This window comes from Marinobacterium sp. xm-m-312, assembly GCF_013283295.1.
Classification (GTDB): Bacteria; Pseudomonadota; Gammaproteobacteria; order Pseudomonadales; family Balneatricaceae; genus Marinobacterium_E.
On sequence record NZ_WBYS01000003.1, the window covers coordinates 103,319 to 126,460 of the forward strand.

At 49.3% G+C, this 23,142-nt stretch carries 22 protein-coding genes; 5 read left to right on the forward strand and 17 right to left on the reverse strand.

The annotated features are described in order from the left end of the window. The first annotated feature begins 13 nt into the window (after window positions 1–13). The 3 genes from rimK to XMM312_RS04800 all read left to right on the forward strand — a co-directional run bounded on the left by rimK (window position 14) and on the right by XMM312_RS04800 (window position 3,935). Entirely contained in the window at window positions 14–907 is an 894-nt protein-coding gene (rimK, locus tag XMM312_RS11450; RefSeq protein ID WP_217362114.1) for a 30S ribosomal protein S6--L-glutamate ligase, read from the forward strand. A gap of 25 nt (window positions 908–932) precedes the next feature. Beyond that, window positions 933–3,392 carry a glycoside hydrolase family 3 protein gene (locus tag XMM312_RS04795; protein ID WP_173488777.1) on the forward strand — a complete coding sequence of 820 codons (2,460 nt, stop codon included), beginning with the start codon at window positions 933–935 and terminating at the stop codon, window positions 3,390–3,392. A 117-nt stretch (window positions 3,393–3,509) separates the two neighbouring features. Then, a complete protein-coding gene (locus XMM312_RS04800; RefSeq protein WP_173488778.1) occupies window positions 3,510–3,935 on the forward strand; it encodes a rhodanese-like domain-containing protein in 426 nt (141 codons plus the stop codon). Between the two features lie 69 nt (window positions 3,936–4,004). On the opposite strand, the gene XMM312_RS04805 is transcribed toward XMM312_RS04800, so the two are convergent. Genes XMM312_RS04805 through XMM312_RS04835 form a run of 7 tightly spaced genes read right to left on the reverse strand, consistent with a single transcriptional unit; the run spans window position 4,005 to window position 10,047 of the window. Next, the gene (locus XMM312_RS04805) at window positions 4,005–4,385 is read right to left on the reverse strand and encodes a rhodanese-like domain-containing protein (RefSeq protein WP_173481928.1); all 381 of its coding nucleotides are present in this window, start codon (window positions 4,383–4,385) and stop codon (window positions 4,005–4,007) included. Window positions 4,386–4,395: 10 nt separating this feature from the next. Next, window positions 4,396–5,088: a Crp/Fnr family transcriptional regulator gene (locus XMM312_RS04810; RefSeq protein ID WP_173481929.1), complete on the reverse strand. Its 693-nt coding sequence runs from the start codon at window positions 5,086–5,088 to the stop codon at window positions 4,396–4,398. A gap of 17 nt (window positions 5,089–5,105) precedes the next feature. Further along, a complete protein-coding gene (locus XMM312_RS04815) occupies window positions 5,106–5,777 on the reverse strand; it encodes a cytochrome c (protein ID WP_173488779.1) in 672 nt (223 codons plus the stop codon). Then, window positions 5,774–7,108, reverse strand: coding sequence for an NAD(P)/FAD-dependent oxidoreductase (locus tag XMM312_RS04820; protein ID WP_173488780.1), 1,335 nt, complete (start codon window positions 7,106–7,108; stop codon window positions 5,774–5,776). Before XMM312_RS04820 ends, XMM312_RS04815 begins: the two co-directional genes overlap by 4 nt. After that, window positions 7,105–7,407, reverse strand: a complete 303-nt coding sequence (locus tag XMM312_RS04825; RefSeq protein ID WP_173484129.1) for a c-type cytochrome — start codon at window positions 7,405–7,407, stop codon at window positions 7,105–7,107. Before XMM312_RS04825 ends, XMM312_RS04820 begins: the two co-directional genes overlap by 4 nt. A gap of 10 nt (window positions 7,408–7,417) precedes the next feature. Further along, window positions 7,418–8,641 carry a hypothetical protein gene (locus tag XMM312_RS04830; protein ID WP_173488781.1) on the reverse strand — a complete coding sequence of 408 codons (1,224 nt, stop codon included), beginning with the start codon at window positions 8,639–8,641 and terminating at the stop codon, window positions 7,418–7,420. Window positions 8,642–8,652: 11 nt separating this feature from the next. Next, complete coding sequence (locus XMM312_RS04835; RefSeq protein WP_173488782.1) at window positions 8,653–10,047, reverse strand: cytochrome ubiquinol oxidase subunit I; 1,395 nt, start codon at window positions 10,045–10,047, stop codon at window positions 8,653–8,655. 258 nt (window positions 10,048–10,305) lie between these two features. Here XMM312_RS04835 and XMM312_RS04840 point away from each other — a divergent pair, with 258 nt between their 5' ends. Then, on the forward strand, window positions 10,306–11,517 hold the full coding sequence (locus tag XMM312_RS04840; RefSeq protein ID WP_173481934.1) for a hypothetical protein: 1,212 nt from the start codon (window positions 10,306–10,308) through the stop codon (window positions 11,515–11,517). A 78-nt stretch (window positions 11,518–11,595) separates the two neighbouring features. Here the strand turns inward: XMM312_RS04840 and XMM312_RS04845 are convergent, their stop codons facing one another. The 10 genes from XMM312_RS04845 to pyrE form a co-directional block, all read right to left on the reverse strand. Next, window positions 11,596–12,648, reverse strand: a complete 1,053-nt coding sequence (locus XMM312_RS04845; RefSeq protein ID WP_173481935.1) for a GTP-binding protein — start codon at window positions 12,646–12,648, stop codon at window positions 11,596–11,598. A gap of 12 nt (window positions 12,649–12,660) precedes the next feature. After that, a complete protein-coding gene (locus XMM312_RS04850; protein WP_173481936.1) occupies window positions 12,661–14,271 on the reverse strand; it encodes an amino acid ABC transporter ATP-binding/permease protein in 1,611 nt (536 codons plus the stop codon). Then, window positions 14,268–15,953: a thiol reductant ABC exporter subunit CydD gene (cydD, locus tag XMM312_RS04855; RefSeq protein ID WP_173481937.1), complete on the reverse strand. Its 1,686-nt coding sequence runs from the start codon at window positions 15,951–15,953 to the stop codon at window positions 14,268–14,270. The genes XMM312_RS04850 and cydD overlap by 4 nt, the downstream gene beginning before the upstream one ends. Before the next feature lie 73 nt (window positions 15,954–16,026). Continuing rightward, window positions 16,027–16,131 carry a cytochrome bd-I oxidase subunit CydX gene (gene cydX, locus XMM312_RS04860; RefSeq protein ID WP_173481938.1) on the reverse strand — a complete coding sequence of 35 codons (105 nt, stop codon included), beginning with the start codon at window positions 16,129–16,131 and terminating at the stop codon, window positions 16,027–16,029. Between the two features lie 12 nt (window positions 16,132–16,143). Beyond that, on the reverse strand, window positions 16,144–17,280 hold the full coding sequence (gene cydB / locus XMM312_RS04865) for a cytochrome d ubiquinol oxidase subunit II (protein WP_173481939.1): 1,137 nt from the start codon (window positions 17,278–17,280) through the stop codon (window positions 16,144–16,146). A gap of 2 nt (window positions 17,281–17,282) precedes the next feature. After that, a complete protein-coding gene (locus XMM312_RS04870; protein ID WP_173481940.1) occupies window positions 17,283–18,851 on the reverse strand; it encodes a cytochrome ubiquinol oxidase subunit I in 1,569 nt (522 codons plus the stop codon). Between the two features lie 145 nt (window positions 18,852–18,996). Further along, window positions 18,997–20,079 (reverse strand): molybdenum ABC transporter ATP-binding protein, encoded by a 1,083-nt coding sequence (modC, locus tag XMM312_RS04875; protein ID WP_173481941.1) that lies wholly within the window; start codon window positions 20,077–20,079, stop codon window positions 18,997–18,999. Further along, window positions 20,076–20,768: a molybdate ABC transporter permease subunit gene (gene modB, locus XMM312_RS04880; RefSeq protein WP_173481942.1), complete on the reverse strand. Its 693-nt coding sequence runs from the start codon at window positions 20,766–20,768 to the stop codon at window positions 20,076–20,078. Before modB ends, modC begins: the two co-directional genes overlap by 4 nt. Next, window positions 20,761–21,540 carry a molybdate ABC transporter substrate-binding protein gene (modA, locus tag XMM312_RS04885; RefSeq protein ID WP_173481943.1) on the reverse strand — a complete coding sequence of 260 codons (780 nt, stop codon included), beginning with the start codon at window positions 21,538–21,540 and terminating at the stop codon, window positions 20,761–20,763. Before modA ends, modB begins: the two co-directional genes overlap by 8 nt. Window positions 21,541–21,543: 3 nt before the next feature. Continuing rightward, complete coding sequence (gene pyrE, locus XMM312_RS04890; protein WP_173481944.1) at window positions 21,544–22,191, reverse strand: orotate phosphoribosyltransferase; 648 nt, start codon at window positions 22,189–22,191, stop codon at window positions 21,544–21,546. 167 nt (window positions 22,192–22,358) lie between these two features. On the opposite strand from pyrE, the gene XMM312_RS04895 reads away from it, so the two are divergent. Further along, window positions 22,359–23,132: an exodeoxyribonuclease III gene (locus tag XMM312_RS04895; RefSeq protein WP_173481945.1), complete on the forward strand. Its 774-nt coding sequence runs from the start codon at window positions 22,359–22,361 to the stop codon at window positions 23,130–23,132. The last annotated feature ends 10 nt before the right edge of the window (window positions 23,133–23,142 follow it).

Genomic DNA, 23,142 nt, shown 5'->3' on the forward strand with positions numbered 1-23,142 from the left:
AGCTCGCACTGCTCTGAAAATTGGTGTGTTGGCTAGCAATCCGGATCTCTACTCAAACCGTCGTTTGATTGAGGCGGGTGAGGCGCGCGGACATGAGATGGTCTTCTTGAACATCAAACAGTGTTACATGAAGATGGATGCTGATAATCCAGAGGTTCACTACCGTGGTGGCGCTATCCTGAACGATTTTGATGCCATCATTCCTAGAATTAGACCTTCAATGACGTTTTATGGCTGTGCACTGGCTCGTCACTTTGAGAGTCTTGGCGTCTATGTTCAGAATACGGCAGAGGCGATCACAAGTTCGCGTGACAAACTCTTCTCGCTGCAACTGCTGCAGAAGTCGGGTTTGGATATTCCTACAACAGGCTTTGCCAATTCACCGATGGATACCAATGACCTCATTGAGATGGTCGGCGGTGCACCTTTGATCGTAAAGCTACTCGAAGGCTCGCAAGGTCGTGGAGTTGTGTTGGCCGAAACGGGTAAAGCAGCTGAGTCGGTAATCAACGCGTTTAAAGCGCTTCGAGCTAACTTGTTGGTACAAGAGTTTGTCAAAGAGGCGGATGGCAAAGATCTACGCTGTTTTGTCATTGACGGCAAAGTAGTCGCTTCGATTATGCGTACTGCGGCACCAGGCGAGTTCCGTGCAAACATACACCAAGGCGGTTCGGCCTCTTCGGTTCGCATTTCAGCAGAAGAGCGCAAGCTAGCGATTAAAGCGGCTAAAACCCTAGGTCTGAAGGTGGCGGGTGTTGATATCATCCGTTCTCGCAAAGGCCCTCTTCTATTGGAGGTTAACTCATCCCCAGGTTTAGAGGGTATTGAGGGGGCTTCCGGTAAGGATGTTGCGGGCGCTATGATCACCGCTATTGAGAAACGTTTTGCACGACGTTTAAAAGGGTAAAACCAATAAATAAAAGGGAGAGGTGATGGCTGACCGACAGACGGCTGAGGTACTGGTTGATTCGATGAGTTTGAGAGAGCAAATCTCTCTACTGTCCGGTGAAGATGTTTGGTCAGTTAATGCTATCCCTAGACTAGGAATCCATAAGCTGCGTGTCACTGATGGACCTAATGGTGCACGTGGTGGTGGTTCTCTATTTGGCGGTGTGACGGCAGCCTGCTTCCCCGTTGGTATTGCCTTAGGCGCAACCTGGAACCGAGCCCTGCTTGCGAAGGTGGGTGGCGCTATTGCTGATGAAGTTAAATCTAAATCGGCACACGTGCTGCTTGGTCCGACCATCAATATTCAACGATCTGTGACTAATGGCCGTAACTTTGAGTGCTATTCAGAAGATCCTGAGCTAACCGCTGCACTGGCGGTCTCATACATCCGAGGGCTTCAAAGCGCAGGGGTTGCTGCCACACCCAAGCATTTCATCGGAAATGAATCTGAAATTGAGCGCACAACGGTCAGTTCCGATATTGATGAGCGCACACTGCGCGAGATCTACCTTCGCCCCTTTGAAGCTGCCATTAAAGAGGCGGGTACTTGGGCTATTATGGGCTCATACAACAAGATTAATGGTACCTATGCCGCCGAAAATCACTGGTTATTGACAGAAATTCTTCGCAACGAGTGGGGCTATGACGGCATTGTGATGTCCGATTGGTTTGGTTCTAGAACAACGGCACCAACCATTAATGCGGGTTTAGATTTAGAGATGCCAGGGCCAACCCGAGACCGCGGTGACACATTGCTCAACGCCGTGGATCGCGGTGAAGTGCCTGTTGAACAGGTTCGTCAGCTGGCCGTTAACATGGTTCAGTTGATGGAGCGTTGCGGTGCTATTAATGATGCTTCGCCGTTCAAAGAGATTGCCGATAATCGCCCTGAACACCAGCAGCTGATCAGACGTGCCGGTGTTGAGGCTAGTGTGCTGCTTAAGAACACTGGCTTGCTACCCCTGTCTACTGACCTAAAGAGCGTTGCGGTAATTGGGCCTAATGCCATCGAGGCTCAGATCATGGGCGGTGGCTCCTCGATGCTTAATCCCCACTATTCAGTTTCACCTATGCAGGGATTAACAAACCTTCTGGGTGGCGATGCTATTCATTATGCACAGGGGTGTACTAATCATCGCTGGGAGCCCCTGGTCAACCAAAAGATACGAGTCGATTACTTCGCTAATCGAGATCTTTCGGGTGAGGTGGTTTTCACTGAAGAGGTTGATGAGAGCCAGAGTTTCATTCTGCCCCCTGTTGCGAATGGACTGGTCGATCAACACGCATTTTCTCTGCGAGCGAGTGTTGATTATATAGCAACGGTGACGGGCGATTTTAATATTGGCCTTCACAGTGCAGGCCTTGCCAAGTTCTATGTGAATGGCGAGTTGGTGATCAATGTGTGGGATCACTGGCAGAAAGGTCGAACCTTCTTCGAGGAGGGATGTGATGAGGTCGTTGCCAGTTATCGATTCGAGGAAGGTAAAACCTATACCCTTGAGATGGAGTTTGCTACCAAGGATACGGACAATCTCGACCTTGCCGCTTGGCGCTTTGGTCTATCAAAACCCTTAGGGGATGAGGCAATACAAGCTGCGGTAGAACTAGCAAAAAGTGCCGAAGTAGCCATCCTGTTTGTTGGTCGATCCGGTCAATGGGATACGGAAGGAAGTGACCTTGAAGGCATTAAACTCCCTGGACGTCAGGATGAGTTGGTCGCAGCCGTGGCCAGTGCTAATCCTAACACCCTAGTGGTATTGCAAACGGGTGGACCGGTTGAAATGCCTTGGGTAGATCAAGTATCTGGCATATTGCAGGCTTGGTACCCAGGACAGGAGTGTGGCAATGCGATTGCCGATGTTTTGTTCGGCAAACAAGATCCCTCCGGCCGTTTGCCTCAGACCTTCCCAGTCAAGTTGGAAGATAATCCTACCTACACCGATGACCCACTGGTCTACCCTGGACGAGACGGCCATGTGCTTTATCGTGAAGGCGTGTTTATCGGCTATCGTCACTATCAGGCCAACAAGATTGAGCCGCTATTCCCCTTCGGATTTGGCCTCAGTTACAGTGATTACCAACTCGAAAATCTAAGTTGTCGAAAGGTGGCTAATGATTATGTCGAACTGAAGGTGAGTGTTAACAATATTGGTCAGCGACAGGGTCAGACCGTTGTTCAGATTTACTGTGGTGAAGTTAACTCTGACATTGAACGTCCAGAACTCGAGTTGGCCGACTTTGAGAAGCTGGAACTGAAAGCTGGAGAGAGTGCTGATCTAACATTTCATCTACCTCTTCGTCGTTTTGCATACTTTGATATCAAAACAGGTATGTGGACGGTTGCGGAAGGTGACTATCGAGTGCGGGCTAGTTTCCATGCCAAGGACCCAGGTTGTGAAGCGGTGATTAATTTGTCAGCCAAGACGCTCTGTCCATCAGCCTGATGCACTAACGTTATAGAGAGACTTTTATTTGTGGCAAAAGAGTCTAAATGAATCACTGAGTTTTACAGGTTGTGTCGTTACAATGCAGCCAATTGATAATTTTAAGAGTAGGGTTTAATGATGCGTGCCTTAATGACCTCGTTGGTTACGATTTTATTCACATTTAATATGTCTGCTGCGGTTGCCAACGAAGAGGCGATTGAAGCGATGAACGACTACATGGCTTTTCAAGAGTATGAGTCGGGTATTATGGTCCCTCAGCAGATTGATCAAGTCGTATTTGAAGCATCAACCTTTATCGATACTCGTGATGCAGAGCAGTTCGCAGAAGCGACTATTCCGGGTGCGATCAACATTGAGTGGCGCCAGGTATTGGATCGCATCGACGAGATTCCAGAGACTGGCAAGGTGATTCTGTTCTGTAATACAGGTTCTCTCTCAGCACAGGCTACTTTTGCACTGCGTGTCGCGGGACGAGAAAATGTTGTGGTTCTGCAGTCTGGTTTTATTGGCTGGCAACAAAACGCCGCCTATAAACCCTAGTCAGTAAATCAAAAATAAAAACGGCGCTTTTGAGCGCCGTTTTTGATTCTTAGGGTGTGGCTCTTGTGATTAACCGAACTCAGGCAAGTTCTGGGTCACAACCGGCTTACCTGCCTCTACCCATCCGTCGTAACCGCCGGCAATGGATGTGACATTCAGGTAGCCCATTTCGGCAAGAGATGCAGCGGCAAGAGCAGCACGACCACTGGTCTTACAGTAGATTACGATGTTGGTGTCACGCGACTCTAGAGCCGGCATGCCACCGATTTTAAACTCGAGAAGACCACGCGGAATATTGATAGCACCACTTAGATGGCCCTGTTCATATTCGGCCGGTTCACGCACATCAATAACGATCTCAGCGTCGTGAATGGCACCATCGGCATCTGCAACGCTGACCTCTTTAATGGTCGCCTTTGCGGCCATGACTAGATCTTGTGCTGTCTTCATTGGAACTCCTTTAGCTGTTCGCTATTTCCTGCAGAGCATCTCTGTCAGATATCGTTAACAAGTTCTTTGATTCGCTAATAATGCCTTGGCGTTTCCACTCCGCGGTATGGCGTGAAATGGTCTCGATGGTTAAGCCTAGGTACTGAGCGAGGTCTCTACGACTGATCGGGAAGCTGACCGCTTCTGCAGTCTCACCCACCCATTGAAGCAGGAACCAAGCCAAACGAGGTTTGGATTTGAGTAGACCTACCTGGGTTAGGTGATCTTCTGTTTTCATCACCTGCTGCAGTGCACGTTCAATAATGGCTTGGTTGATGGCGCCACTCTGATCACGCAGGTGGTTCAACTTCTCAACCGAAAGCTGGCAGAGCTCGATCGGTTCCAGCGCCTCGGCTGTGTGCATATAGGTGCCACTGCTGATCAGCTTTTCATAGCCAAAGAGATCGCCAGGACGAACTAAGCGAACAATCTGAGCATTGCCCTCATTGTTGAATTTAGTCAGTTTGATATGGCCGGCTCGAAGAGTGTAGATCAGTCCGAGACTCTCGCCCTCGTTGTAGATAATGTCGCCCGTCTCAAATTTAATGACACGCGTCTGAAAATCTTCAATCAGCGAAAGCTCGGACTCTTTTAGACATCCAAACAGACTCGACGGCCTAATCGGGCAGGTTAAACAGTGCCCTTGACCAACCAGTGTTCCCATACTCAACGCTCTTATAGTTAATTAGTTCCACTATAATAGTTGGCTAATGAGTCAATTTCACTACTTGTGAGTCTTTGACTTGCTTGTCGCATGACAGAATAGAGATCAGAGTCACGATCACCACTGCGATACATCTCTAACGCACGCTTCAAAGTCTCGGCAGTTTGGCCCGCAATAGCAGGGGTTCCCTTAATACCACCTTGGCCACTTAGACCATGACAAGAGGCACAGGCAGTAATCAGTCGATCTTTATCACCCTCGGTTACCAGTGCCGGTGCTGACTGTTGCGCTAGGGTCGGTGCGGGTAGCGATGCGTAGTAGGCAGCAACATCTGACATGTCTTGTTCGGACATTAGGTCAGCGACGGCCGTCATGATGTTAGCTCGGTTATCCTCGCTTCGCGCGCCGGACTGATAGTCCAACAGCATCTTGTAGGTGTAGCTCTCCAACTGTCCTGCAACGGCTGGCCAACGGTTAGTCGGTGGTAGCCCCTCTTTACCGTGACAGGAGCTGCACATCAAATGCTCATTGAGTTGGGCACCACGTGTCGCATCGCCTGCGGGACGAGTGGATACGGCCTGCCTAAGAGTGCTAGAAGTCCACTCTTTTGTTGCGATGACTGCGTCACTCGCCATCACGTTTGTTGCTAGCAGGGAGGTAACGACGGTCGAGAGAATTAACTTTTTCATGCGAAACAATCCTCAGTAAATGACTTCATCCAAGCCTGTTGATAGACGGCACTTAAACGACGTTGAGCCTCTGTTGCATTCAGGTCTTGTAGGCCTGGAGCCTCTTTTTTGGCGATTTTTCCATCCCGAAGTTCATAGACTGCAGAGACAAAGAAGCCGTAATCTGAACCTGCCAATGCGTAACAGGTGTTTTCAAATGCAGGGCTCTGCTCCGGTGCTTCGCCGGCCAATAGATGCGCAATGGCATAGGCTGCTACTTTCGCTTGAGTGTTAGCGGCAAAGCCTGATTTGGGCATAGCGTCTGCTATGGAGGCGTCGCCAAGCACATGAACATTTGCGATCTTTTGTGATTCAAAGGTGACTCGATTGACCGGACACCAACCCTGTTCATTGGTTAGGCCAAACTTTTGAGCAATTTTGCCGGCTTTCATTGGAGGAACGATGTTGATGACATCGGCTTTGATGTTGCCACCTTCAGTTTCAATGCTCATATTGGCCGCATCAAAAGAGAGAGGGGTGCCGCCGTCTTTGCCAGGTATCCAGTCGATCATGCCAGGTGTTGAGTGTTCAACGACATCGTCTGGCATACCATCCATGAATTCCATTGGAATGTTGTAGCCGTAGAGGCGGTTCCAACCCAATAGGAAGTTGTTGCCCGCGGTAAATTTGTTCTTTGGATCGGTGATAATCACCTTGCCAGTTGGATTGTGCTTCTGCATCCACTCTGCAATCAGCGCACCGCGTTCATAAGGTCCCGGAGGGCAGCGGTATGGATTGGGTGGAGCAACAATCAGCATCGTGCCACCTTGGCGCATGTTTTTGATCTGGTCACGTAACAGAGCAGTCTGTGATCCTGGAATCCAGCCAGAAGGTGCTTTGGTTTCGGCTAGCTCTTTTGTGTAGCCTTCGACCTTTTCGTAGTTGAGCTCGATACCCGGTGAAACAACCAACCGATCATAGGCATAGTTAGCCCCCGAGGCTGTCTTAATGATCTGACGGTCAGCATCAAGTCCAATCGCTCGATCAATCACCACATTCACGCCATATTTATTGCGCAGTACATCGTAGTTTACCTCTAGGTCAGACATGTCGACGTGACCTGTCAGTACCTCGGATGAACCGTAGGGGCGAACATAGATTGGATTCTGTTCGATGATCGTAACGTTAACGTTGGGTGCTTTGCGTCGAAGGTACTTGGCAAATGTCGCTCCGCCAACACCCCCTCCGATCACAACAATGTTTGCTTTACTTGCAGCAAAAGCACCAGCGGGTATAACAGCCGTTGCACTGAACGCAGCGGCTAATGATAGAAATTCGCGACGTGAGATCATTTCTCTTCTCCCGTAGGCAGTGTTTCAAAGTATTGAGCCATGGCTGATATCTCATCATCAGTGAGTGCTAAAGCAACATTTCGCATAATGGTTGAAGAGCGTTCGTCACTACGGAAATCTTTCATGGTCTGAATGAACACATCAGCCTTAAGCCCCGCAATACTGATGAGCGGAGAGTTTTCAACAATGCCATCTGTGCCATGACAGCCTGCACAATTGTTCGCCATAATTTCTGCTCGTTCATCAGCAAAAGCTGTGGTCGATAGGAGCAGGGCACTTAAAATCATTACTTTTTTCATCGTCATCTCCTTACTGTGCCCATACCCAGAATCCGACGGCAAAGTAGTGCACGATCCAGATTGCGATGATGTAAATGGTCCAGTTGCCGAGGCGTGAGATAGCCACAGAGGGCGTGTAGGTCCCCTCTGTTTGACCTGCCTGCCACGCGACCGTGAGAAGGTAAGTACAGGCCATACCACCTACCACCGCGAAGGTCGCAAAGAACAGAATGGTGCTGTACCAATCCATGTTGATTGGGTAGTCCATTGGGTTGTAGCCAGACTCAACGACTAGGGCAAACCAGCGAATGATTTCACGATCAACCGCGACCAGTGCGATCACTACAAAGGCGATCGCCACTAACCAGTAGGCGGTGTAGCCGTTGTTAATTTTGCTGCCAAACAGAGTCGGCACCATCGCTAAAGCGATCAATGCTAGGGCGGTGATGTAGAGCATCGGGTTGGTTAAAAACTCAGTTTGGTTTTCTGGCAGGCTAACCATCCAGAGTGCACCAATAAGAAGCGATACCACAGAGCCTTGTGCAAGCAGTTTGCGCGCTAGACTATGAACAAACTCAAGGTAACCCGAGTCGCTACCAGGACGAACGCTGATGTAGTGGCGGTAGCCGTAAAGCCAAGCGCCGGTCACAGGTGCTGCGAGAGCGATCATAAAGATGAAACGCGCCCAGTTGATGGAGTGTAACTGAGTGCCGCTGGCATCGATTTGACCCTGTGGTGCGTACCACTCCATCCACTGATCAGGGGATAGCATCTGGTTGGTTAAGGTGTGCATGATCAGACCCACAACAATGAATAGCGCGAGCGATAGCATCATGCTGCCGGGGCATTTTGTCTTATTCTGAGTCAGATCTTCATTTTTAAAATAGAAGAGGTAGATCAACAGATAAGCGACTGACAGTATGATGATGAATCCAATGACCCACCAAGCGGACAACACGTTAGAGGTGTACCAGAAAGGATCATAGATCACCTGCACAAACAGCAGAGGCGCAACGCCGATAACCACGGCAACCGACACCGCAATCTTTGCGGTCGATAGCATGGCATTAGCAAGCTGGCGCCAGTAGCTGTCTTGGCTTAATGCACCACGAATAGTCAGTGCTGCACCGCCCAACATAACGTGAACCGCAAACATATGAAGTGCAAAGGTGACGACACCTAACACTAAAAATAGAATCGGATGTGAGGGAACCCCAGCCACATCACGAAGTGCGTATAAAGAGTCTACATTCATCGTGATACTCCTTAGTGAGACTGAGACACAGTGATCGGATTACCCTGATCAGCCGCGACAGCAATAGATTGATCTTTCAACTGACGAATAAAGCTAGCCAAGGCCACGGCTTCATCTTGTTGAAGTGGAATTTGTGGCATGTAGAGCGTTGTGCCACTCGACAGTGCAGCTCTTAGATAGGCCGCAATATCCGACTCGCTAGAGTCGTCACCAAAGTAATTTGTCAGTGGACGAATCCCTGTATCGGTCAGTGAGTGACAGTTTGAACAGGTGTTCAACGCCAGAGCTTGACCAACCGCCTCTTTATTAGAGTCAGTCACCGTGCGGAGCTCCTCGGGAAGGAAGATTAGAGCGTTAGTGAAACCATGCTCTTCAATGGTCGGGATCTCACTGTGAATCCCCAGCCCCGGAACATCTCGACCAATAACCTGGTTAGAGTAGACGTATCCACCTGCTACATAAGGCTTACGAATCGACTCACGCGCCACTTCCTCTGGCCAAAGTCCGAACACCAAAATGACGACCGTCATTACGCCCGCGATGGCTGGTTTTAGCAGTTTAGGTGCGGCCAACGTCGCTGCGAAATAGGCCATGATGCCGCCCATTACAGAGATTAGAGCGGGTGTGAAGTACTCCGGTAGACGATTCTCCATCACCAATTCAGCGGTTGCTGGAATGGTTGATAGGTACCATTTGAATAGACCAAGACCGGCTGCAGTTGCTACCAAACCTAGAATCGCCAAACGACGGACCATCTCTTTGCGGAAATCGATATCTTTAATTGAAGAGGCAACAATGCCACCGACCACAGCTGTCATCGTGAACATAAATGCCGTTCGCATAGCCAATTGCGCAAAGGTGTTGGCGCCGTAGAAACCGTTCAAGTAACCGCCTTCGGTGTACCAGTTTTCATTACCAGGCATCAGCATGAACGACAGAATACCGATAATGATTAGCATGGTGGTGTAAGAGGCTAGGCCAAAGATGATACTGATGCGCAGGTGTGTTTTCTGATCCACCTTATTCACCAAGTAGACGATCATGTAGACACCGATGACCTCGATGACAAAGAAGACCCACTCGGTTGCCCACTTCCAGACAAAGCTATGAATCAGTGCAGAGATACCACGCGGACTGCCGACCGTAGTTGAGAACCAGATGCCTGGTCCGGTAATCGAACCTAAGACATAAGAGAAGACCAAAAGAAACAGGCCGTAACGACGAATGTAGTCGAGAAGCTCTGGGCGGTTCTTACGGTAAGCGACCACCGCAAGGTAAGAGAAGACCAGTGCTGCACCCACAGATGTGTGTGAAAACAGAACGTGTATGGTCGCAATGATACCGATGATCCAACCTGAACCGAGTGTCGGCTCAAACCAGACTGGATAGAGTCCTAGCATCTCCATTGAATAATTCCCCTTGAAGACGATACGTTTTGGGGAGTACCTCCCCGCTCAATGGTCGAGTCATCTCGACCAGCTTGGCGAGCAGTATCTATTCATGCAGTGATCGTCGCATTGAGAATCCGCAACCGGATTTATAGGCTTTTGCGATAAATCAAAAGGGGATGATTAATATCTATATTAGATATTGCTAATTTAATGATTTGTTAATATATTAGAAAAGTCTAATACATTATGGTTTAACTAATTAGGAGATCTCCCATGTTCAGAAGAGACTCAACTCAGCCTTGGCATCCTAGCTTTTTCTTAGCTGCACTTGGCGCTGGCGGTATGTCAGTGGCATTTTTTATGTACCTAATGTGGATGGTTCCGCATAAGGGTTACCCTATGCCAACTTGGGACCACTGGACGAGTGCCTGGAGTGCTGACATTGCCAGTGGTATTCCAATGCCATTGATTATCGTTTTTGCTATTGCCGGTGTCGTTATTTTTGGCTTGTTGCACATTGCGCTGTTGGTTTGGAATATCCGCGAATACAACGCAGTTAAAGGCACTGACGCCCACGAGAAGATTTTGAACTCACCCGCTGAAGTTCAAATGATGGCCTTGCCTCTGACCTTCTCCATGACAGTGAACGTGATGTTTGTATCGGGTGCGCTATTTGTTCCGGGTCTATGGACGATTATTGAGTGGATGTTCCCCGGCGCGCTGATCGCCTTTTTGATCATCGGTTACTACGCGCTAAAAATGTACGGACGTTACTTGGGTCGCATGTTGACGCAGGGGGGTTACCGCAGTGAAGAGCACAACCACCTTTCACCTTTGATGGCGGCCTTTACCTTTTCGATGCTATCGGTCGGCTTTGCGGCGCCTGCAGCGATGTCACACATTCCCGCTGTTATTACAATTGCCGCGGTGTTCTCTTACCTGTTCTTAATCGCCGCAGTGTTGGTTGTTCTGGTCGTTTTGGTGTCGGGCGTCAATGCGATGATGCAGCATGGTCTACAAGAGCAAGCGACGCCAAGTCTTTGGATGTTGGTACCGATTGTGACACTGCTCGGTATTGAGTGGTTACGTATGGAACATGGCATTGCTCACCTAACCGGTGGTGCATTGGATGCTGGCGATAACTTCCAAATGATGACGTTGATGGTTGCCCTGCAAGCCGTGATCTTGATGGTTGGGTACCGTGTCATGAAGTTGAATGGTTACCTAGACAAGTATCTGCACGGAGGTGAGCACAGCCCAGTTGCCTTTGGTCTGGTCTGCCCAGGTGTTGCCTTCTTTGTGCTGAACCTTTTCTGGTGGCACGTTGCGATTGTCGGCAACGGCATTGTCGCTAAGTTTGGCTTAGTCTACTGGTTGGGTATCGGGGTTATGTTCTTGATTCAGGCCGCGACGATTTATGCGATTGTCCGCCTTACAAACAACATGCTTCGCCACCCAGAGTTAGTGGTAGAACCTGCAGTATAAACAGTAGGAGCGATCTCGAAGAGGTCGCGATTAACTGAAAAACCCCATGAAATGTCGTTATTTCATGGGGTTTTTACTTTACGGCTCCGCAATATCAATCAGCTCCTTAAACGTGTTCTCGATAAACTCTTTGCTGACGTTTTGCGTGATAAACACTAATCGTGTTCGCTGATCATCGTTTGGCCAGGCTGGTAGAGGAACGGGTGGGTGAAACAGTTGCTGTACCCCATGAATGACTAGGGGTTCTGCAACGCCTTCAATATTTAGTAGGCCTTTGATACGTAGGATGTTGCTGCCGACTAGACTCATTAATAACTGCATCCAATCTTGAAGCGCTTCTTTGCTAATCGGCTTTTCAACGGTCAGGCAGAAGGATTCGATGTTGTCACCATGACGTTTGGCATGATCATGATCGCAGCCATGCTGATGGCAATCATGGTCATGGTGGTGATCATGTTGTTCAGAATAAGCCTCCTCTTTTAACCAGGCCTCTACATCGGTTAGTTTGCCCTCAGTAGTGAACAATCCTAGGTTGAGCAGCTGATTAGGGTCTGCTTTACCGCTGGCCACCTCAAGCTTACGCGCACTGGGATTGATTTGGGTAAGTCGGCTGATTAACGCCTCTTTTGCCACTTTATCGGTCATATCCCCTTTGGTGAGTAGCAGCAGGTCTGCCAAAGCAGCCTGTTTTACGGACTCTTTATGCTGATCTAAGGTGTGTGACCCCGTAGCCAGATCGACCGTCGTGACAACACCATCTAATTGATAGGCTTCGGCAATCCAGCGATCGGTCATCAGAGTGTGAATGATGGGCGCAGGGTCTGCCAACCCAGTTGTCTCAATGATGATGCGCTTGAATTGTCGACCCTCAGGCTCTGAAATTTGTGCGGTTACTTCGTGAAGCGTGTTGACCAGATCACCCCGCACGGTGCAACACATGCACCCGCTGTCCATCTCCATCAAGACATTCTCGTTGCTCTCAGCCACCAACAGATGATCCAAGGCGATTTCACCAAACTCATTAATGATAACCAGAGTATCTGATAGTTCAGGCTGATTAATTAAGTAATTCAGTAGTGTGGTTTTTCCACTGCCTAAAAAGCCTGTGAGGAGTGTAATAGGGGTTTTCATAACAATGTCTCTCTACAGCTGGTGTAAGGCGTCCTGCGAAGCTCGTTGCTCAAGATCATGTGACACCAGAATAACCAGCTTATGTTGCCAAAGATCTCGTAGCGAATTGACGATGGTGGATTGAAGCTCAGCATCCATTCCAGCGAAGGGCTCATCTAACAGCAGGATGTCAGCCTGTTTCAGAAGCAGACGCGCCAAACCAATGCGTTTTAACTCACCGCCAGATGGCTCCCATTCACCAGGACCAATCCAAGTGTCGAGTTGCTTGGGTAGTGATTCGACCCATTCGCCTAGCTCTACTGTTTGCAGTGCACTGATAATCTCTTCGTCGCTTCGTTGGCCAGTGAAGTCCAGGTTGTGACGCAGTGTAGAGCGAACAATCTGTACTCGTTGAGGTAGATAAGCGATTTGAGATAAGGCGGTACCTTCAACGATCAGGCTGCCCTGCTGTAGCTCAAGTTCGCCAGCAATTAATCGAAGTAGTGTGGTTTTACCGCGGCCACTCTGTCCGGCAATCCAGTTTAAACCTAGCTGATTAAACTCAACAGATCGCGCTTCGAAGACGCTCTGTGCACTCCCCTCATAAGCGTATGAGAGCTCTTTGATTGAGATACCAAAATAGGGCTTTTCTATGCATATAGTGCGTTTTTCTTCGAAGTTTTGCTGATTTTTACTACTTTTGCCTAAGCGACTTAAAGCGCGTTGGCCTAACAGAAGGTGCGAGATGGCTCCATTTGCAGCGGCAAAGACCTCAATGGTTCCGAGAGATAACAGCAGCAACATAAAGATTAATGCGCCGGCCAGTTCACCCGTGAGATAGGCCTGCAGAGCCATGAGCAGTGTTAAGCCGACCAAAGATAAATTAATCAATTGCGATAGAAGGTTGATGAGTTGCTGGCGCTTTAGGGCTTGGAGTTCGAATAGATCCGACTGTCGGCTCTGCTGGCGCAACCTATTGCCCTCATGTTCAAGCTGCTGCGACAGGGTGAGCAGGCGCAAGCTTGAGAAGATACCGCTGGCGCGTGACCAGAGTGCATTTCGACTCAGATGCAGCTCAGACTCGGGCTCCAGAACCGCTTTAGCATAGAGCCAAGGAATTCCGATCAAAGCTAATAGAATTAATGGCAGGCTAGCTATCGCTAGACCGGGTAGAAACAGAGCCGTAACCAGAATAAACCCAAGCGCTGAAAAGAGAGCGGTAATGGCAGGCACGAGCGAATGCAGATGGATCCCTTCAATGTTTTGAATATCCTGCAGCATCTGACTCGCACTGTCGTGTCGATTCATCCGTGCGCTGATGTTTTGGCTGTTGGCTAATCGAGAGAAGATATCTCGTCTTAGTGTCGATATGAGCCTAAAGGTTGCTTCGTGATTGGCCAATCGCTCCCCGTAGCGACCAGCTGTGCGGGCAATGGAGAGACCACGAACGATGGCGCCGGGGGTGAAAAAGTTAAATGCATGAGCGGCGGCTGCCGTCACACCGGCTAAAGCCGCTGCACTGATGAACCAGCCTGATACAGCCAGTAGAGCGATGCCGGCAAATGCAGTGACAATGGATAGGGTTAAGCCGAGTAGAAAGACGCCTCGCTCTGCTAGCAGTAGAGACCAGTAGTGTCGATTCATGCATCTACCTCCGCTTTAGCTAAAGTGAGTCGTTGCGTGAAGTTGAAGCGATTGGTGCGGTGACTGGCCATGATGATCATGCCACCCTGTTCAACATACTGGTTTAGAGCATTCATAAACAATTCGGCGGTATCAACATCTAAGTTCGCTACAGGTTCATCAAGAAGCAATAGTTTAGGTCGATGCAGAAGCGCTCGCGCAATCGAAAGACGTTGTGTCTGACCTCCCGATAGAAAGTGCCCAGAGTCCGTGATGAAGTAGTCCAAACCCTGCGGAAGTTGCTTAACGACGGTTTCTAATTGAGCCGATCCTAGGGCAGCCCAAATGTCATCATCAGAGTAACTCTTACCTAAGCAGAGGTTCTCCCTTAACGATCCATAGATCAGTTCTGGGTGCTGGGTTATGTATCCAATGGTCTGCTGCCAGTGAGGGTTGCTGTAAGGTTCGATTGTTGTTTCGTCAGCAGACAGGGATCCAGATAGTGGGGGACGAAGCCCTGCTAGGGTATCGAGTAAGCTCGTTTTTCCTGTGCCAGAAGGCGCTTCAATCAGTAGTGATTCACCCGCTTTAAGCTCAACAGAGATAGGTTTGTGAATGGCTTGATCACTACCTGATACTAGGCCTTCGATTTTTATCGATGCTTTAAAAGAGCCTGCTTTTGAAGGTTCACTAACTACCCTTGACTGTTCAGCGGCCTGTTTGAGTTGCTCAATTTGCTCGGCGACAGCCCGAGCATTCGATTTTGCGTGGTATAGCGCGCCCATCTTACGCAGGGGTAAGTAGTATTCGGGCGCTAGCATCAATAGAAAGGCACCTTCAGCAAAACTGATGTCTGTTCCCCATGCACCGAGAGAGTATTTGTCCAAAAAGAAGAGTCCTAAATAGACTGCGACCAGTGCCACGCTGATCGCGGCAAAAAACTCCAAGAGCGTCCCGGACAGAAACGCCAAACGCAGAACTTTCATCGTGCTAATACGGAACTGATCCGATTGATGATGCAACGCCTCGGTCTCTCTATCGACTGCTCTCTCTTGCTGAAGCAGATCGACGTTACGAAGACGATCTTCGAGTAGATGGCCAAGCCGATTGAGCTGCTCTAAGTTGTTGCGTGACGCTTCCCCCGCTTTATTACCGACAATGATCATAAAGATCGGAATCAAAGGCGTGGTCAGCAACAAAATCAGCGGCACTAACCAGTTCACAAAGCTAGCGGCAATTAGAATCAAAACGGGAGTCCATACAGCCATCTGCTTTTGAATCTTAAACTCTGCGTAATACTCTTTGAGCTTGTCGACTTCACTGGTCAGCAGGTTGGCCAGTTGTGCCGGCTTGAAAGCAGGGAAGAGCGAAATCCCAGTTTTAAAACTGAGGCTAAGAATCTGCTCTCGCAAGCGATCGCGGATGGTGACTGAGTTGCGCAGATTGATAGTCGATTGCCAGAGTGATGCAGCCGCTTTAACGGCAAGAATGAGGAAGGCCGCAGCGACCAAAAGAAGCGGGCTGTGATCTAAGCTGCCCTGAGTTAATACCTGATCGATCAACAGAGCGACCCAGTAGGCGAATCCAATAGTACAAAGCGTTTGAATCACGCCCAATAGCAGCGACAGGCGCATGGAACCCTTCAGATCAAACTGGTGCTGATCGAGGATTGCGGTCGGGTTGGATTTTCGTTGTCTGGCCAACTTAACACTCACTAAGGTTTACAAAAAAAGGGGCTCGAAAGCCCCTTGATTACGTACAGCTAGAGCGTACAGATTAATCGTCTGCGCGCTGCTCCTCTTCAGCATCCAACCACATCGCGTTGATGATGCCGAAGCTGCAGGCTAGGAGTACGCCAAGGATCCAAGCAAAATACCACATCTTCTTAATCTCCTAGTAGTTTGAAACGCTGTTTTGTTCGATGAACTCAGGTTCAATTCGACGCCACATTTTGTAGTAGCCCCAGAAGGTGTAACCCAAAATGATCGGTACAAAGAACAGAGCCACCCAGAACATGATCTCAAGTGTCAGTTCACTCGACGTCGCATCCCACAGCGTTAGAGCGCTGGCTAGATCAGTCGATGAAGGCATCACGAATGGGAATAGGGTGAAACCGGTCATAAGAATGATCGCTGCGATCGCCAGTGAGCTCAACGTAAAGGCAAAACCACTTTTACCCGCTTTAGCCATTAAGCTTGTTAGCAGAGGGAGTGCCACAGATGCCGCTACCAATGTCCAAAGGATTGGGTAATCGGTGTAGTTACCGAACCAGTTGTCAGTGGTCGTTACGGTTTTGCTCAACGGGTTAGAAGGAGCATCACCCACGACAGTAGAGCTGATTTCGTAACCAGGAATACCGTAGTACAACCATGCACCCGCAACCGCTAAGAGTACCGTTAGAACCGGACCTAGCAGAGTTGCCATAGTTTGAGCGCGGCCTTGAACCTCACCGCCGGCACGCATCTGCAACCAAGTTGCACCCTGCAGAGCAAGCATTACCACGCTGGCTAGGCCACAGACAATGGCGAATGGGTTCAACAGAGCCCAGAAAGAACCGGTGTAGATTGGGCGGGTAAACTCGTCAAAGTAGAAGGGCACGCCTAAGAATAGGTTGCCGAATGCCACACCAAAGACCAGTGATGGAACAAACGAGCCCACTGCCAGTGCATAGTCCCAGTTGCGACGCCAAGCGACAGAGTCCTTCTTAGAGCGGTACTCAAATCCGACAGGACGGAAGAATAGTGCGAACAGTACCAGTAGCATGGCCCAGTAGAAGCCAGAGAATGCTGTTGCGTAAACCAGTGGCCAAGCGGCAAAGATGGCACCACCGGCAGTGATTAACCACACCTGGTTACCGTCCCAGTGAGGCCCGATGGTATTGATGATGACGCGGCGCTCAGTGTCCGTTTTACCCAATACAGGGATCATCATAGCAGTACCCAAATCCATGCCGTCTGCAATGGCAAAACCAATCAGCAGTACACCAACCAGCAGCCACCAAACAAGTCGAAGCGTTTCGTAATCAAACATCATTAAGCTCCTTGAGTCGCTGTGTTCTGTTCAAAGTGGTAACGGCCAGTCTGCAAGGCGCTTGGGCCTTTGCGGATGTATTTCACCATCAGGTAGATCTCGATGACCAAGAACAGAGTGTAGAGTCCAATAAAGCCCGCCAAGCTCATCCACAGATCCGTCTCAGTTAGGTGAGAGGTTGCGACATAGGTCGGAAGAATTTCACCGATCGCCCAAGGTTGACGGCCAAATTCAGCAACGAACCAACCCATCTCACTGGCAATCCAAGGAAGCGGTAGAGAGAGAAGTGCGAACCACTGCAACCAACGTGTCTGGTAAGCCTTACGCTTAGCGGTGTAGTAGAAGGCTAGGACAAATAGAAGCAGCATCGTAAAGCCTGCACCGACCATGACACGGAAGGTCCAGAACATCGGAGCCACCTGTGGAATGGTGTCCCGAGCCGCCAGTTTGATCTGCTCTTCGGTCGCGTCAACAACCGCCTGCGTGTAACGCTTCAACAGCAGACCGTAGCCCAGATCAACGCTGACTTTAGAGAACGCAGCACGATTTTCAGGAGTGTCTTCACCGTTACGCAGTTTCTCTAGAAGGCCATAAGCGACAATGCCGTTGCGAATGCGATCTTCAGCATGAGCCACTAGATCTTTAATACCGGTAACCTCCTCATCCAAGGAGCGGGTTGCAATTAGACCCAAGGCGCCCGGAATTTTCAGAGCGTAGTCAGTTGTCATGGTCTCTTCATTGGGAAGGCCGACAACGGTAAAGGCTGCAGGTGCTGGGTGTGTATCCCACTCCGCCTCGATCGCTGCCAATTTAACCTTCTGCACTTCGCCCACTTCGTAGCCAGATTCGTCACCTAACACGATGACAGAGATCGCAGAGGCTAAACCGAAGGCTGAAGCGATCGCGAATGAACGACGTGCAAATGGAATGTCACGGTTACGCAGCATGAAGTAGCTGCTGACGGCTAGAACGAAGATAGCGCCCGTTACATAACCTGCAGAGACAGTGTGAACAAACTTAACCTGCGCCACTGGGTTTAGCAGGACTTCCGCGAAGCTGTCCATCTCCATGCGCATGGTTTCAAAGTTGAAGTAGGCCCCAACAGGGTTCTGCATCCAACCGTTGGCGATCAAAATCCACAACGCAGAGAAGTTAGAGCCCAGTGCGACCAACCAGGTCACAGCAAGGTGCTGTACCTTGCTCAGGCGATCCCAACCGAAGAAGAACAGGCCGATCATAGTGGATTCAAGGAAGAAGGCTACCAGACCTTCAATCGCCAGCGGTGCACCAAAGACGTCGCCCACGTAGTGCGAGTAGTAGGCCCAGTTGGTTCCAAATTGGAACTCCATGGTCAAACCGGTGGTCACACCTAGCGCGAAGTTAATACCGAACAACTTACCCCAGAATTTGGTCATATCGCGGTAGATCTGCTTGCCGGTCATGACATAGACAGATTCCATGATGGCCAGCAGGAAGGATAGACCGAGGGTCAGTGGTACAAATAGAAAGTGATACATCGCGGTAATAGCAAACTGCCAACGCGATAGTTCCACAACCGATTCTGAAATCATCGGGGATGCCTCCAGTAGACAAATTAAGCACAAAAATTATGTGCACTGCACAAAGTTTCAGAATTGTAATCGGTTATATAGTCAAAAGTAATTGATATATATCTAAAGTCTTAACGATAAATGCTCACGACTAGTTGAGAAAATCTCAACCTTGGCAGCGGTTAGAGGGGCAGATGTTGACCGATTTTATGATCAGAACGCAGGGATCGCCGATCTTGAGGTTTAGATTGTTAAGGGAGCGTTTGGTGATGTGTGTTGAGACGATATCTGTTGCAATGCACACGTTAATAAGTACATCACTCGATGAAGTCGTTTCAATGGATTCAACCCTTCCGGAAACCTGATTCAAGGCAGAGATGCCTGCCACTTTTGCGGTCGATAGGATTAGATCGTTCGCGACCAGTTCAAGGCAGACCGCTGAACCTATGGGTGCATCAAGGGTCGGCACATAGAGTGTTTCGCTGGCCACTTGAAGCTCGGACAGTCCATCGGGGTGTTGTGCCACTAACTGGGTTGTCAGTGTCGACTTGATCGCACGATTGGCGGTTCGCGCGACCTTGCTGTTGGCCATCACCTCTCGCGCAGGCCCTTGAGTCACAATGCGGCCCTGCTCCAGTGCGATGACATGGTCAGCCAGCTCTAATACCTCTTCGGGTGAGTGGGTTACGTAGAGCATAGGAATACCCAATTCCCGGTTTAATTTTTTGAAGTAGGGGAGTAGCTCCGCTTTTCGGGCGCCATCGAGTGCTGCAAGGGGTTCATCGGCCAGAATAAGATCTGGTGCGCTTAATAACGCACGACCAATCGCAACACGCTGTTTTTCACCACCAGAGAGTGAATTTGGCGTTCGCCTAAGTAGGGGTTTTATACCTAAAAGTTCGACGATCTGGTAAAAATCGACGCTTTTGTCGACCTTATTGAAGCGTTTCGCGTAATTTAGATTCTGCTCTACTGTCAGATGTGGAAAGAGTCGGCTCTCTTGAAAAATGTAGCCAATGTTGCGTTGATAGGGCTTTAAGCTCGTGTTTGAAGCGCTATCAAATAACACCCGATCGGACAGAGTGACGCGGCCTTGGCTGTTGCTTTGCAAGCCGGCTATCGCATTGATTGTGGTGGTTTTCCCTGAACCTGACTCGCCAAATAGAACCGTGATGCCACTGGGGGCTTCAAAGGCTATATCAAGCGAGAAGTTTGGCATCGACTGCTGCAAAGTGACTGACAGTGTCATGACTGCAACCTCCGGCTCATACGACGTGACAGCCATTCAGAGGCAAGAAGTGCACTCATCGCAATGATAATAGAGATGATCACCAGTTTGGTCGCAGAGCTTTCACCACCGGGTACCTGAAGAAACGCATAGATAGCCGAAGGGAGTGTCTGAGTCTGACCTGGAATATTCGATACAAAGGTGATGGTGGCTCCAAACTCACCCATCGCTTTGGCAAAGCCCAGAACGGAGCCGGCGATCACACCAGGAAGCATTAAAGGTAGGGTGATGGTGATAAACACCCAGCGCCTTGAGGCACCCAGGGTTGCGGCCGCTTCCTCTAATTTAGGATCAATGGCTTCAATGGAGAGACGAATAGCGCGAACCAGTAATGGAAAAGCCATGATGGCTGCTGCTAATGCGGCACCGCTCCAGCGGAAAGCAAACTCAATTCCCCACTCAGCAAGGAATGATCCGACAGGCGTGCGTTTTCCGAAGGTCATTAACAGCAGATAACCCGTTACAACGGGCGGTAAGATCAAGGGTAGATGGACAATTCCGTTGAGAAGCTGTTTCCCTGCAAACTCCTTTTTCGCCAGAAGATAGGCAACGCCAATGGCCACAGGCAGGCTAAGCAGTGTTGCCCAAAAAGCTACCTTAATTGATAGGAGAACTGCCGCCCACTCGTTGGGGCCTAGCCAATCAGTCACGTTGTTGCGAATCCATTAAAAAGCCGTTGCGCTCTAGTATCGCCCTAGACTGCTCTGAGCGCAAAAACTCTAAAAATGCCGCGGTTGATTTATCACTCTCTGTAACAGCCGCAACCGGATATAGAATTCTGTCATGGGACTCTGTAGGGAAGGTGGCAGCTATTGAGACCTTGGGTTCAGCCACCGCATCCGAGTGATAGACGATCCCTAAAGGTGCTTCACCTGAAGCAACTAATGCAAGTGCAGACCGCACATTGTCTGATTGAGCGACTTGCTGCTTAAGGGGGTCCCAAAGATCAAAATAAGTAAGTGCTTGCTTACCGTAAATGCCAGCAGGTACAGATTCCACAAGACCCATGGCCAGGTATTCATTGTCCAGCCAATCGAGCAGTTCTTGCGACCTGGTGAGGGTGAGTTTTGCGTCTGGAGTATGACTTATCAGTACCAACTGATTACTGGCAAGGTTGAAGCGAGTCGGTTCATTAATTAGCGCCCTATCAGATAGGTAATCCATCCAGGCAGTGTTGGCAGAGATGAAAATATCGGCTGGTGCGCCCATCTCTATTTGACGTGCTAAGGTGGCAGACCCCGCATAAGAGACAACAATCGAGTCTGAATGGTCTGCCTCGTAATGTTCTGTGATCTCATCGATCGCATTTTTTAAGCTCGCTGCTGCAAACACAGTAAGTGTGTTTGCAACGGCTTGTGAGGATGCAAAAGCAGCCAGACTCAGCGTGAGTATTGATCTAAGTAGGACTGCTTTAAACTGCATAAGTTATGCGCTGATTCCGTATTCGTCACGGTAGGCTCGAATGGCCGTTAACTCAGCATCACGACCACCTTGCTCTTCAAGGTACTCAACGAGATCATCTAAGGAAATGATGCTAGCAACTTGCATGTTGTAGTCACGCTCAACTTCCTGAATGGCGGAAAGCTCACCTGTACCTCGTTCCATACGGTTCAGTGCGATCACCGTGGCGGCTGGTGTTGCACCATTTTCGTCGATCAGCGTCATCACCTCACGGATAGCGGTACCCGCGGTAATGACATCGTCGATGATCAGAACACGGCCAGCGAGTGGTGCGCCCACTAGGTTGCCACCTTCACCGTGATCCTTAACCTCTTTGCGGTTAAAAACATAAGGAACGTCTTTACCGAAATCATTTGCCAGTGCAACGACGGTCGTTGTTGCAAGGGGAATGCCTTTGTAAGCAGGCCCAAGCATGACGTCGTAATCGATCTTCGCGTCTTCAATTGCCGCTGCATAGAAACGACCCAGTTTTGCTATGGCATCACCGGTATTGAAAAGGCCTGCGTTAAAAAAGTAAGGGCTAGTTCTACCCGATTTTAGGGTGAACTCACCAAATTTAAGAACGCCTTTTTCGATTGCGAATTCGATGAACTCACGCTGGTAGCTTTGCATAATAGTGAAATCCTTAGAACTGGGTTTAATCCGCGTAGGATACCTGAACAGAGTTCAACTCCCAAACCAACTTCTTTCAGCTTTAAAAAATTCCGTTTTTATGAATCTATCGCTACAATTGCAATCTTTAGTCTAACAACAATAGTTATACGGAGCGCTTCGAACTCATGCGCGTAATTACTTTTAATACTCAAGGCATTGTTCAAGCCGCTGATCGGGGCTTTTTCGATTGGATGGTTAAGCAGGATGCGGATGTTGTCTGCTTGCAAAACATTCGTGCACGTGAGTATCAATTAGATGATTCTCGCTACCACCCTGAGGGTTACGAAGCCTACTTCTTTGAAGCCTTTGATGATGACTACAGCGGTGTAGCGATCTACACCCGCCGTCTACCTAAAGCGATTATGATCGGCTTAGGTTTTGAACAGTGCGATTTCCAAGGCCGTTATATTCAGGCTGACTTCGAACGATTCAGCGTCGGTTCTTTTAATGTGCCATCGGGTCTCAAAGGACCAGACGCTCAAGCAGAGAAAGAGAAGTTCATTGAGCAATTTGAAAGTCACTTTGAGAAGACTCTTCGCAAGCGTCGTGAATTCATCTTCGCCGGTAGCATGAAAATTGCGCACAAACCGGTCGACTTGAGTAACTGGTATGCCAATCAGACCGTATCTGGATTCCTTCCAGAAGAGCGTGAGTTCATGGAGGAGCTATTCGGTGAAATGGGCTACGTCGACACAATGCGTGAGTGTACAAAAGCGGATCGCGAATACACTTGGTGGCCAGACTACAACCGTGCCCGTGAGCTAAATGAAGGTGCGCGCTTGGATTACCAGATTACGACTCAAGGTCTGCGTAAAACCATTCAGCACTGCAGTATCTACAAAGGTCAGCAGTTCTCTGAGCATGCACCCTACATCGTGGATTACGATCTCGATTTTTAATTGAGAATTG